This window comes from Thermococcus sp. JdF3, assembly GCF_012027495.1.
Lineage (GTDB): Archaea > Methanobacteriota_B > Thermococci > Thermococcales > Thermococcaceae > Thermococcus.
In genome coordinates this window covers 12,945-25,107 of the sequence record NZ_SNUK01000001.1, presented here as the reverse complement: position 1 = coordinate 25,107, position 12,163 = coordinate 12,945, and the positions used below count along the sequence as shown (strand labels likewise).

Genomic DNA, 12,163 nt, shown 5'->3' with positions numbered 1-12,163 from the left:
TCTATGTGTTCAGGTGTCCATCGAAGTGGCCTCCCGTCTCAAAGTCCGCATAGCCCCTATCGAGCCTCTTGGCGACGTAGGGCCCGTTCTTCCGGTAGCCGAACTTCCTGTAGTAGTTCCTAACACCGACGCCGCTTATAACGAGCATCTTCTTCACGTCGAACTCCTCTCTCGCTATCCTCTCGGCCTCCGCCAGCAGTTCCCTTCCGTAGCCCCTGTGCTGCCACTCGTACCTGGGCTTGCCCCCAATCGGGACGAGAGGGCCATAAACGTGGAGCTCCCTGACTATCGAGGAGGGACAGCAGTTTATCTCCTTCCTGTGGGCCTTTTCACTCGGAATCCTGAGGCGGATGAAGCCGATAAGAACGTCGTTCTTTGTGTCCTCGAAGCTCAGGAATATCTCCCTTCCCCCGGCGGCATCGTAGTCCTCGCGGAGGAGCTTTATGTGCTCGACCTCGGGCTGAACCCCGAACTTCTCCATCATGTGGCCGACTTCTCTAAACCTGATCTCCCTCGGCCTTACCCCGCGCTTTACGAGTTCGTTGAAGACGAGCTGGCCCAGATTGGAGTGCCTGACCCCATCAACGATGAGCTGAACCGGTATATCGCGCTGGATTCTCATCACGCGAACCCACTTCGGGAAGAACCTGTAGGCCTCGACGAGAAGTTCCACCGCCTCCTCCGTGCGGTAGGGGCGGTATTTACCCTCCTTCCACCAGCGGTAGAGCGGCGCATCTGCCGTAACCAGGGTGGGATACACCTTCAGCATGTCCGGGCGGAAGCGGGGATCCTCGAAGATGGCGCGGAAGGTGTAGAGGTCCCTCTCGAAGTTGCTTCCCGGCAGGCCCGGCATTATGTGGTAGTTGATTTTAAGGCCCGCGTCGCGCAAAAGCTGGGTGGCCCTGACTATCTCCTCGACGCCGTGTCCCCTTCTGGTCCTCTCGTGGATGAAGTTGAATACCGTCTGAACGCCGAGCTCAACCCTCGTCGTTCCGAGTTTCAGCATCCTGTCTATGTGCCTCTCAAAGGCCCAGTCGGGGCGCGTTTCTATCGTAAGCCCGACCATTCTGACCTTAGCCCTCTCGTTCCTCCTCTGCTCGTCTTCGAGGTAGTAGTAGGGCTTTGCGTGGGTTTTCTCCCAGGCCTCCTTGAACTTCGGATCCTCCTCCAAGACGGACTCATCACTGTGGACTATCAGCCTGACGAGCTTCTCCTCAAGGTTTTCTACCTCCCTGAAGTGCGGGAAGTCGTTCATCGCTTTGAAGGCGCACTTGACGAACCACTCCTGATAGTCCAGATCAACGGCCGGGAATGTTCCGCCCTGGATTATGACCTCGACCTTGTCCACGTCGTGGCCTATGTCGGTGAGCTGCTTTAGGCGACGCATCATGATGATGTACGGATGGTAGGCGCTCTGAACGGCCCTCAGGGCAGAGGGCTCCCTTCCGGTGTAGCTCTGGGGAGAGCCAACGCTCGGACCGCCCGGACAGTAGATGCAGCGCCCGTGTGGGCACGGGAAGGGCTTGGTCATCATGGCCACTACCGCAACGCCGCTTATCGTCCTCGTCGGCTTTCGCTTGAGCAGATCCCTGAACTCCTCGCGCCTGTCCTCCGGGATGGCCCTGAGGATGTCCGAGTTACCGGGAATCTTTGAGAGATGATACTTACGCGAGACCTTGATCTTCCAGCGGTTGAGCTCCTCCTTACTCTTTATCTCACCTGACATAACCAGTCTCGCGAGTTCTTCAACGGCCTTCCTAAACTCACCCTCACCCATCTCAACACCTCTCGGCTGGAGTTGAGGCTCGGTTTTAAAAGGGTTTGCCGTTATCCTTTGAATTTTGATTTTGGTGAGACATCCGGAAGAAGGCCCAAGAATCGTGCAAGGGAAATAACCGTCATGATTACTCCTGTTTCAACTTCAAAGAAGGCGATGGTTCTAACAAGGGATACGGTAGTTCCAGAGGATATTTCAGAACTAATGGCGGGATCAAACGTTGTCATGCAAAGTGCACTACCCATAAAGTAAAATCCTGGGCCATGAGTTAAAGTTCCATTGCTCAGGACAACAATACCCATGTAAATAACAGCGTACCACGCTATTATCTCAAGGAGGTTGTGAAGAAGAAGTACGACCGTTCGAACAGGAGACTTTATTGAGTACTCACGACCTCTCTTGTAGGCCCTATATGGATCAAAGAGAAGAACATTGACTTGGTATACGATAACCTCAAAGATACGAACTGAGCCGTAGACGAGGAGAACATAAACAATCCAGCGCAGAGGTGCGAGATAAATGACAAAAACACCCAGAAGAGACAGTATTGTATTAGAGAGCACCCATTTATCAACGAAATCATGGGTAACTTTTCCTCCAAAATAAAAACGTTTAACCAAGTAGAACCAAGATATCTTGGAGAGTACTCTAAAAATCCTATCCCATAAATCGACTATAAAGCTTCCTTCCCACACGGTGACACGAAGGATCAAGGATTTATATAACTTCCGGAGTATTTCAAGAAGTTATTAAAAACAGAGGCAGGATGAACTTCATCGAAAGGAACTCGGGTTAACAGTTTCTTCAAAACAAAAGGAAAACGCACAAGAAAAGGTCCTACACATTAGAGATTATAAACCCACAGGGGGAAGATGAAACATTCGGAAACGTTATAGCCCTGGATGAGAACGCGATAAAAAACATGCTGGGGGGAAAAGAATGAACCGCGACGAGCTGGTGGCGTTCCTTGACGAATACCTCAACGTTCAGGCTTACCCCGACAAGTCGAGCAACGGCCTCCAGGTGGAGGGGAAGGCGGAGGTCGAAAGGGTCGCCTTTGCAGTTGATACCACTCTAAGAACAATCGAGAGGGCCGCAAAGGCCGGAGCCGACATGATGGTGGTCCACCACGGCATGATATGGGGCGGCCTCGGATACATCACCGGGATACACTACAGACGCCTGAAGGCCCTCATGGAGAGCGGGATAAACCTCTACGCCGCCCACCTGCCCCTCGACGCCCACCCCGGGGTCGGCAACAACGTCGAACTGCTCCGCCTCCTCGGCATTGAGCCCAGGGGCCCCTTCGGCGAGTACAGGGGGCTGAGCGTGGGTTTCTATGGGGAGTTCGACGAGCTGCAGTCGATCGAGAAGGTGGCGCAGATAATCGCCGAGAAGCTCGGCACGACCGTCAGAACCTACGAGTTCGGGGAGAGGGAGATAAAAACTGTCGGTGCCGTGAGCGGCGCCGGGGCCTTCGCACTTGAGGAGGCGCACAGAAAGGGAATCGACCTGCTCGTAACGGGCGAATTCACCCACGCGGATTATCTAACGGCCATCGATCTGCCCCAGAGCGTCCTCGTCGCCGGCCACTACAAGACCGAGACTCTCGGAGTCAAGGCTCTGATGCGGGTCCTCAGAGAAAAGTTTGACGTGGAGGTTATCTTCATAGACGAGCCGACTGGGCTTTGAAACCGACACGTTTCATTTTGCCCTCGTAAACACCTACACAAAAGTGTTAATAACCTTCCGGAAGAGTCTTATGGAGGGGGATACTCGTGAACAAGGCACTGGTAATCATGGCGGTCATCACTGTAGCCCTGGTGGCCTACGCGTTCCACACTGCCCAGATACCACCCGCCAGTATAGAGTACAAAGAGGTATTTTACACTGACAATCAAAGCGTCACATTCGTAACGAAGGACGGCGTCGGATTGTTCACCATGAGAATAGAGCCTCACGTGGACTCCTTTGAGCTGAAGATAGCGTTTCCCAAGGGAACCTCATACCTAGTGCGCTACGGAGATATGAGCTACAGGGGCAGCGACGAATTCAGAATCCAGGTCGAGAAGGACAGCCTCCCCGGTGAAGTTTACGTACAGTTCCAGCTCCCACCGGAGCTTACCAGGGAGATAGTTTACCAGAAGGGCCAGGCTGAAATACTGATAACCGGCGACAAGATACCCATGTGGCATGCGGAGGACGTCATATACATCAAGTACCGCAAGGAGAGCAAGTCTTGAGCCTTGAAATTGCCTCCTCTTCTCCCATTATCCTGAGGGTCAGCCCGAGCTCCTCAGCGTACCCCCGAACCCACCCAGGGTTGCCTCGGAAGGGTGTGACAACCCAGAGCTCCGGGAAACCCGCTCGGTGGGCCTTGACCACATCGTAGAGCACCCTCTGTGGGAACCACTTGAAGGAGGCCTCAAGCTCTATCGCGAGGAGCTTTCGCTCACCATCAAGAATCGCTATGTCTATCCTCGTGCCGTCGGGCGTTCGGTATTCCGGAACGGCTCTAAGGCCCAGTTCCCCGCAGAGAGCAACGACCTGTCGGGTGAGGGTTTTGACCTTGATGCAAATCACTCCCCTGATAAAAGAAGGGAAGAAAGAACGGGGGCTCAGCCGAGACTTCTCTTAACCTCCTCTATCGCCTCCTCCGCCTTCAGCGGGTTCTTCACCCTGCCCTGGGCGAGCTCCTTCCTTCCGCCACCGCCACCGCCGGCGACTGAGGTTACTGCCCTGGCCAGCTCCCCGGCCTTTACGTCCAGGCCGTCGCCAACGGCAACGACGAAGTGGCCCTCCCTGCTGATGAGGACGACGACGCGCTTCTCCTTCCTGAGCTTGTTGGCCGCCTCGCGGAGGTCGTCCATCGCGCCCTCAACGACGGCTCCGATGAACTCAACCTCCCCAACCTTCTCGACCTTCCCCTCGAGCTCGTAGACGAGGAGCTTGGCCAGCTCCTTCCTGAGCTTCTCGACCTCCTTTCTTGCCTCCTTCCACTCGCTGAAGAAGCGCTCGGCCGTCTCCGGCACCTTCTCGGGCGGGACGCGGAAGGTCTCGGCGGTTCTCTTGAGAAGCCTCTCGGTCTCCTGCATCCAGTCAACCGCGGCCTCTCCGGCGGCGAAGATTATCCTCTCAACACCGTCCTGTATACGCTCGGTTCTCAGAATCTTGATCGGACCGATTAGGCCGGTGTTGGGCAGGTGCGTTCCACCGCAGGCCTGGACGTCCCAGTCCTCAATCTTAAGGACCCTAATAGTCCTTCCCGGAACGACACCGCCCTGGTAGAGGCGGAAGCCGTACTTCATCTCGGCCTCGGTCCTCGGAAGCCACTCCCAGGTCACCTTCCTGTTCTCCATGACGGCCCTGTTGGCGAGCCTCTCAATCTCCCTGAGCTCATCCTCACTTATGCGCTTGTAGTGGCTTATGTCCAGCCTGGCCCAGTCAGTGTGGAGCTGTGAACCGGCCTGCCAGACGTGCTTTCCGAGAACCCTTACGAGGGCACCCATGAGGACGTGGGTTCCGGTGTGGTGGCGCATGTGCTGGATTCTCCTGTCCCAGTCAATCCTTCCGTGAACCTTCGCACCGGGCCTGAAGAGCTCCGGCCTCTCGACCCTGTGGAGGATGACCTTGCCTATCTTCTGAACGTCCCTGACCTCGACCTTCTCCCCCTCAACTTCGAGCTCACCGAGGTCGCACGGCTGGCCGCCGCCCTCCGGATAGAAGGCGGTCTGGTTGAGCACCACCCAGTCGTCTATGACCTTGAGAACCTCGGCATCGAACTCCCTCATGAACGGATCCTCGTAGTAGAGCGTCCTCGTGTCAGGGAGATCCTTGACCAGTTCGAAGTCAACGGCGTATTCAGCGGCGGCCTTCTTCTCTGCCCTCTCCGCTTCCTTAGCGACCAGCGTGTAGAAGTTGTCGGGGATCTCGACCCTGATTCCCTCCTTCTGCGCCACCTCCGCGACGATCTCCGGCGTCAGTCCGTGGCTCTCGTAGAACAGGAGGAGCCTTTCGAGCGGAATCTCATCCCTGCCGGCCTTCTTGAGCTTGGCCACCTCTCGCTTCACGAGGTCGCTTCCGCGCCTGAGGGTCTCCTGGTAGCGCCTCTCCTCGACGTTGACGATGTCGAGAATGACGTCCTCCATCTCCTTGAACTCGGGATAGGTCGGCGAGAGCTCCCTGATGTGCATGGCCACTATCTCCGCCAGCGGGACCTCGAGGCCGAGCTCACGGAGGTGCCTTATGCTCTTCCTTATCAGGAGCCTCGCGAGGTAGCCCGCCTTGACGTTGGACGGGATAACGCCGTCGGCGAGCATGAAGGTTAAAGCCTTGGTGTGGTCGGCCACCGCGTATATCAGCTCGTAGGGCCTCACAGCCTTTGTAAGCTCCTCAACGCTGATTCCGACGCGTTTGGCCACCTGCTCGCGGAGGTACCTCAGGTCGCCCATGTCCTCGATGTCGAACATACCCGCCAGGCGGGAGTTCTCCATCAGAATTCTCTCGTCTATCTTTTCAACCCCTGCCATCTTCTTGAGCGGCTCCACCACGTAGCCGAGGACGGCGTCGTAGGCGGTAGGCGTCCCGTGGCTCATCCAGACGAGCCTCTCAAGGCCATATCCGGTGTCAACGACCCTCGTCTCCATCGGGACGTAGTAGTCGCCCTTGATCTCCACAACCTGAGCCGGGTCGGCGTCCTTTGGCGCCTTCTTATACTGCATGAAAACCAGGGTAGCAACCTCAAGACCGCGGTAGAGCACCTCGAAGGCCGGGCCCGCGTTTCCTCCGCCGGCCCAGGGGTTCTCCTTGAAGGTTATGTCTTCTGGCTTCATCCCAAGCTCCCGGGTGAAGAACTCAAAGGCAAGCTCAACGGTCTCGTCCATCCAGTAAACCGGCCTGCCAGGGTAGTTGAAGGCGTGGTGCGCCATCATCTCGAATATCGTGAAGTGCCTGCCCGTGATTCCGACGTTGTCTATGTCGGTGAAGCGAATCGACGGCTGGCTTATCGTGAGAGGGTTGGCCGGCGGGTCCGCTTCACCGCTTATGACCCATGGCTGGAAGTCCATGATCGAAGCCCCGACGAGGAGAACGTCATCACGCCAGCGGGGGAGAACCGGGAAGCGCTTTACCCTCCCGTGGCCCTTTCTCTCAAAGAAGCTCAGGAACGCCTCCCTCATTTCCTCCAGGCTGTACTTCTTCGGGATTCCAGGCTTTCCGATGAAGGAGTACTCGTCACACGGCGGGTCACCGCAGGTCTTCCTGTCCGGGTCGAGCGTCCAGAAGAACTTTCCGCACTTGGGGCACCGCTTTCTTATCCACCCCTCTTCCTTAAACATCCTCGTGGTCATGTCCATGCTCATTAGCCTCACCTCTTAAACTGAAGTAGAAAAGGAAGTTGGGCTATTAAGGTTTTCCTCAGTCCTTCGAATCGGGACCGAGGTCCACATCAACGTCCTCGAACCGCTCCTCGTCGATGTATATCAGGGGGATCTTCAACTTCCGGAGAAATTCGACCAGCCGTTTCTCGCGCCGCTCCATCATCTCAACCCTGTGCCTTAAGCTCGCATTCTCTATCGCCAGACGGTTGGCCTCGTCCACCTTGAGGTTCAGCTGCATCCTCAGCTCTATAAGCTCCTCCTCCAGCTCCCGGAGCGAGCGCTCCAGCCGGTCGATTTCCTCAAGGTACTCCCGACAGAGGCGTTCCCTTATCATCCCGGTCAGCCCCGCGAAACCTCCTCACCGATCAGGGGGCTCCAGACTCATCATCCCAACCATAGGGGATACGGCGGGGACGTTAAAAGGTTTCACCCGCTAAAGCTTTAAGGCGGTGCTTCCTATGGCCCTTCATGCGATCAAAAGTGTACCTAGCGGCCATACTGGTGGCAGCGATGCTCGCGGTGGCGGGCTGTCTCGGGAGCACCTCAACAGTCGGAACCGCCACCACCGAAAAGACGGTACCGGTGGAGAGAACCGAGACCATCACGAAAACCGTCACCGTAACTGAGACTGAGTACATCGTAAACCAGGGTGCCGAAACGGAGCTAAGGAAAAACTTAACAGCCTGCCTGGAGAACCTGAGGCTTTTGAACGCGACGCTGAACAGGACGAGTGAGAGCCTGGAGGAGCTCAGCGCGAAGTACCGCGACTGCCTGCTGGAGAAGTCAAAAAGGGAGGAGAACGTTCCTCCTGTGAAGCTGCTGGTGGACGACGCGTATTACAGGAGCCTCATCGAGGACATACGGGGTGCGCGGGAGAGCGTTTACGTCACTATGTTCCTGATGAAGTACGATCCCAACGATAGCTACGATCACGCCAACGACCTGATAAGGGCGCTGGTGGAGGCCAGGAAGAGGGGCGTGAGCGTCCACGTGATACTCGAAAACAGCATCGAGGATAACAGGAAGGCCTACGACTACCTCCGCTCCAACGGGGTCGACGTGGTCTTTGATTCCCCCGCGGTAACCCTCCACACCAAGATGGTGGTGATAGACGGCGGGGTGGTTTACATCGGAAGTCACAACTGGAGCGAGGCCGCGCTGGACTGGAACCACGAGGTGAGCGTTAGGATCGAGTCCCAGGAAATAGCGGAGACGCTCCTGGAGTACTTCGAGGAGATTAAAAGGGGGTATTAGGTCGATGAAAATGCTGGATGGACTGAAAAGGGCCTACTGGCGCTGGCGCTCCCGCTGCCCGTTCGTGAGGAAGATCGAGGAGTGGAGAATGAAGAGAAAGGCGCGGGAGTTTAAGGTGGAGGTGAAAAACTGAGGCATCTCCCCAGTCCCGGCGGTTACATTTTTCTTTTGAAAGCCTCGCCGTCCGCGGTGGGATGCAATAAATATCCAAGTGCGTTGGAATGCCGAAACCCTTTTAAACTCTTGCAAGTAACACGGCCTCGAAGAGGCCACCTAAGAACAACCCAATGAGACGAGGGGTTTACGTTACCACTCCATCTTGGAGTGGTTGACGCCGTAAGGCGTCTTTCAAAGTCCACCGTTGGGCGATTCAAACCCGTCGGGTGGCCTCTTGGCGATAACCCCAATCCGGTCTTGCTGGTAGGGGTAACGGGCCCGAGACCGGGCCTGCGGGCTGAACTGAAACCGGCGACGGGAGTAGGCGATGGGCCCGCAAACCTCCCCGTCATTAGCGAGGGGTTAATTCGCTGGAACCCTCGCCCCTCACGGCAGGGAGGAGGTCAGGGATGTTCTAACAAAATAAAAACGAATTTAGATCACGCCTCCGCCGAGCAAAGTTCCCGGTCAGGGGCCGATTAGTTCCTCATCGCACCGCTCGGCCACCTACCCTCACATCATCCCAGGCCCAGGTTCTCCCTGATTTCAAGGGGAATGAGGCCTATCTTCGGGAGCACCAGCAGGGCCTTGTCCTCGACGGCGTAGGCCGGGACGCACGGCACCATACCGTAGGGGGTCGGGTATTCGGGGTCGGGCGCCCAGTTGTTGTCGCCCCATGTGAGGAAGCACTTCTCGGTCTTACCGCCGAGGTTCACCTCGCTTATCTCCCTAACGCGATGGATGATGGGATACTCGTAGCCGGGACGCTTGTAAACGATGACGTCGTTGATGTGAACATCGTTGATGTTCTCCTCGCTTATCCCCTTCAGCAGGACGACGTCCCCGCGGTAGAAGACGGGCTCCATCGAGCCGCTAACGACTATGACGAGGGGGGAGTCAGTGTGGAGCGCAACCTTAAGGCCGAACTGGAAGATGAAGACAACTATGACCGCTATCAGCACCCATGCTAGATCTTTCTTCCACCCGTCTTCCATCTCAGAGCCTCCATGAGGGTGCTTATCCTCGCGGGAATGGCACCGATGGCGGTGCACGTTTCGAGGCTCACCCTTTTTCCAGTTATGTCCATGTGGTGGCGGGCGGTCTTAAAGATTTCCTTGGGGAGGCCGTGCCGTCCAAGGCCCACCAGGAGGAGAAAGCTCTCACCGCGGAGGGCGCGTTCGGCGAGCTCAATGGGCGTTATCTCCTTCTCAGCACCGGGCTTCCTGGTGGTGGCAACGGGCGTTCCGAACTGCGGCGGGAAGCCCCGCCTGGGAAAGTCCAGAAGGTGAAAGCGGTTCCCCTCCGCCAGTTCCATGAGGTACCTGCCCCCCTCGCCTATCGTGGTGTGGCCGCTTATCTCCTCCGCCACATCGACCGGCCTGCCCTCGAAGGGGAAGCCCACCAGGGCCAGGTGAAAGCCGTAGGCATGCGCTATGGGTCCAGCCCGGGCTATGGCGCGCAGGTGGGCCTCATGGAGCCTCTTGGGGTCGTAGGTGTTGTACAGGGCTATCGTCAGCATAACTCCTCACCCAGGATAATCAACAAATATTTATAAGGATTTAGAGCGAATTAAAGAGTTAGTATGACGACGCTTGAGGATGTTATTCCCCTGATAGAACGGGGCTACTATGAGGAGGCACTGGATAAGATAGAAAAGCTCAACGACCCGCTGGACAAAGTGGACGCCATGACCCAGATGGCCATTACGATACACTCCAAAGGAGGACCGGCGGATTGGATACCCACCATAATTGATGATGCTACGTACATAGTACAAAAAATGGATAACCCAACGGACAGGGCTATGGGGTACTCGATGATAGCCTCCGCCCTAGGGAGAATGGAGTATCATGATGAGGCGGCGGACTTTTTTAACAGCGCCATAGAGGAGCTGGACGGGGTGAAAGATACCACGGAGAAGGGAATAGCCCTGGCATTCCTTGCGTACCATATGGCCCTCTCTGGATACTCGGAGCAGGCTCTGGAGGTTTTTAACCTCGCTTTTGACAGCACCATTAACGCGGAAATGGCGTACCGCCTCAAAGTAGACTGTCTGCTGAAGATTGCAGAACTTCTGGAAAAGGCGGGAGACAGCGTACCCTCCAGCAGAGCACTAAAATTTTACGAGATGTCCTTTGATATATTCGATAAGCTCAACGTTAACCAGCAGGCAGCCATAGTTGAAAAGAAAATAGAGCTAACGAAAACCGTCTACGACGTTGGCCTCCCCCAGATTCGGCGGGCGCTCCTGGAGGGCAAGAATCACTACGCGCTGGCAATCCTGGACAGAAACTACAGCGGCGTAGTTAGACTCATAGGGGCACTTGAGATAGCACTGTGGATGAAAAGGGTGAACAACCCGGAGTACCTTGACGTTGTGGATAAGGCCTTTGAGAGCTGTCAGAATCCGCATTTCACCGAGGCGAACGTTCAGCAGATAGCAAAACTGCTCACAGCGCTGGGAAGCCTCAAGAGGGCACTGGCGTTCGCCATAAAGATAAAGGACATTCGAAAGAAGAGCGAGGCAATGAAGGCAATAGCCATCGAACTGGCCCTCAACGAAGATGTCGACAGTGCCGAAAAACTTGCAATCAACATCCCGGACCCCCAGGTGAGGGAAGAAGCTCTCATTGAAATCGAGACGCTGAGGGGGGGCAAGCTGTGATATTCGACGCCCACTCAGACCTGCCAACGCTCATCCACGACGAGAGGATGAACGGAAGGAGCCCTGTGCTGGAGAGGAACTTCGAGAGGTTCTTCGGTCCCTGGGTTAGGGCCAGGGTTATGGCCATCTGGACGCGGCCGGAGAAAAGGGGAGACGCAACGGCCTACGGTTTTGAGGTCCTGAACTCCCTGCTTAAGGACGTCGGGGAGAGCGAGCGCTTTGAGCTGGTCACAACCGTCGATGGAATGAAAAATGCCATCGGAGACAGAAAGGTCGCCCTCTGGCTCGGCCTGGAAGGAGGGGAACCCATCGGAGAGAGCCTCGACCTCCTCGAGGTCTTCCACCGCCTCGGTCTCAGAGTTCTAACTCTAACCTGGAGCCTGAGAAACGCCATAGCTGACGGGGTCTTTGAGAGAACCGGCGGAGGGCTTACCAACTTCGGCGTCGAGGTCGTCGGAAAGGCCGAGGAGCTTGGCATAGTGCTCGACCTCAGCCACATCAACGACAGGGGCTTCTGGGACGCCCTCGATGTGACTTCGTTCCCGGTAATAGCGTCCCACTCCAACGCTAGGAGGCTGTGCGACCATCCGCGGAACCTGACGGATGAGCAGATAAAGGCGATAGCAGAGAGGGACGGCGTTATAGGTGCAGTTGCCATCCCGAGCTTTATCCACCGGGAGCGGGCAACGCTGGAGGGGTACGTGGAGCACATAACGTACCTGGTCGACCTGGCCGGCTACCGCCACGTTGGCCTCGGCTTCGACTTCGTTTACTACCTCCGTGGCTGGAGCGGGAGGAACGTTGATGGCTTCGAGGACGAATCGAGGATACCACACCTGATAGAGAGTCTCTCGGAGACCCTCAGCGAGAAAGAGGTTAAAGCGATAACCTTCGAAAACTTCGAGCGCGTCTTTGAGCGGGTCGTGGGTTAGG

13 protein-coding genes are annotated in these 12,163 nt (G+C 56.4%); 6 read left to right on the top strand and 7 right to left on the bottom strand.

What is annotated here, in order from left to right; genetic code table 11:
* Window position 1 precedes the first annotated feature (1 nt).
* Together E3E42_RS00125 and E3E42_RS00120 are read right to left on the bottom strand one after the other, a co-directional pair.
* The gene (locus tag E3E42_RS00125) at window positions 2–1,777 is read right to left on the bottom strand and encodes a tRNA uridine(34) 5-carboxymethylaminomethyl modification radical SAM/GNAT enzyme Elp3 (protein WP_167902109.1); all 1,776 of its coding nucleotides are present in this window, start codon (window positions 1,775–1,777) and stop codon (window positions 2–4) included.
* Between the two features lie 50 nt (window positions 1,778–1,827).
* Window positions 1,828–2,472 (bottom strand): hypothetical protein, encoded by a 645-nt coding sequence (locus tag E3E42_RS00120; RefSeq protein ID WP_167902108.1) that lies wholly within the window; start codon window positions 2,470–2,472, stop codon window positions 1,828–1,830.
* A gap of 244 nt (window positions 2,473–2,716) precedes the next feature.
* On the opposite strand from E3E42_RS00120, the gene E3E42_RS00115 reads away from it, so the two are divergent.
* Together E3E42_RS00115 and E3E42_RS00110 are read left to right on the top strand one after the other, a co-directional pair.
* Window positions 2,717–3,469, top strand: a complete 753-nt coding sequence (locus E3E42_RS00115) for a Nif3-like dinuclear metal center hexameric protein (protein WP_167902107.1) — start codon at window positions 2,717–2,719, stop codon at window positions 3,467–3,469.
* A gap of 86 nt (window positions 3,470–3,555) precedes the next feature.
* Window positions 3,556–4,020 (top strand): hypothetical protein, encoded by a 465-nt coding sequence (locus E3E42_RS00110; RefSeq protein WP_167902104.1) that lies wholly within the window; start codon window positions 3,556–3,558, stop codon window positions 4,018–4,020.
* Here the strand turns inward: E3E42_RS00110 and E3E42_RS00105 are convergent.
* From E3E42_RS00105 to E3E42_RS00095, 3 genes are read right to left on the bottom strand one after another with little or no spacing between them, the layout of a single operon-like run.
* Complete coding sequence (locus E3E42_RS00105) at window positions 3,992–4,360, bottom strand: hypothetical protein (protein WP_167902103.1); 369 nt, start codon at window positions 4,358–4,360, stop codon at window positions 3,992–3,994. The two genes, E3E42_RS00110 and E3E42_RS00105, sit on opposite strands and share 29 nt — an antisense overlap.
* Before the next feature lie 35 nt (window positions 4,361–4,395).
* Complete coding sequence (alaS, locus tag E3E42_RS00100; protein ID WP_167902102.1) at window positions 4,396–7,137, bottom strand: alanine--tRNA ligase; 2,742 nt, start codon at window positions 7,135–7,137, stop codon at window positions 4,396–4,398.
* 55 nt (window positions 7,138–7,192) lie between these two features.
* Window positions 7,193–7,489: a hypothetical protein gene (locus tag E3E42_RS00095; RefSeq protein WP_167902100.1), complete on the bottom strand. Its 297-nt coding sequence runs from the start codon at window positions 7,487–7,489 to the stop codon at window positions 7,193–7,195.
* Window positions 7,490–7,623: 134 nt separating this feature from the next.
* Between E3E42_RS00095 and E3E42_RS00090 the strand changes: the two genes are divergently transcribed.
* Together E3E42_RS00090 and E3E42_RS12065 are read left to right on the top strand one after the other, a co-directional pair.
* On the top strand, window positions 7,624–8,409 hold the full coding sequence (locus E3E42_RS00090; RefSeq protein WP_240913581.1) for a phospholipase D-like domain-containing protein: 786 nt from the start codon (window positions 7,624–7,626) through the stop codon (window positions 8,407–8,409).
* Window positions 8,410–8,413: 4 nt separating this feature from the next.
* Entirely contained in the window at window positions 8,414–8,542 is a 129-nt protein-coding gene (locus E3E42_RS12065; RefSeq protein WP_255453630.1) for a hypothetical protein, read from the top strand.
* 541 nt (window positions 8,543–9,083) lie between these two features.
* Here E3E42_RS12065 and E3E42_RS00085 read toward each other — a convergent pair.
* Both E3E42_RS00085 and E3E42_RS00080 read right to left on the bottom strand, forming a co-directional pair.
* Window positions 9,084–9,560 (bottom strand): signal peptidase I, encoded by a 477-nt coding sequence (locus E3E42_RS00085; protein WP_167902098.1) that lies wholly within the window; start codon window positions 9,558–9,560, stop codon window positions 9,084–9,086.
* A complete protein-coding gene (locus E3E42_RS00080) occupies window positions 9,533–10,084 on the bottom strand; it encodes a DUF531 domain-containing protein (RefSeq protein WP_167902096.1) in 552 nt (183 codons plus the stop codon). Before E3E42_RS00080 ends, E3E42_RS00085 begins: the two co-directional genes overlap by 28 nt.
* A gap of 63 nt (window positions 10,085–10,147) precedes the next feature.
* Between E3E42_RS00080 and E3E42_RS00075 the strand changes: the two genes are divergently transcribed.
* Both E3E42_RS00075 and E3E42_RS00070 read left to right on the top strand, forming a co-directional pair.
* The gene (locus E3E42_RS00075; RefSeq protein ID WP_167902094.1) at window positions 10,148–11,230 is read left to right on the top strand and encodes a hypothetical protein; all 1,083 of its coding nucleotides are present in this window, start codon (window positions 10,148–10,150) and stop codon (window positions 11,228–11,230) included.
* A complete protein-coding gene (locus tag E3E42_RS00070; protein ID WP_167902092.1) occupies window positions 11,227–12,162 on the top strand; it encodes a dipeptidase in 936 nt (311 codons plus the stop codon). The genes E3E42_RS00075 and E3E42_RS00070 overlap by 4 nt, the downstream gene beginning before the upstream one ends.
* The last annotated feature ends 1 nt before the right edge of the window (window position 12,163 follow it).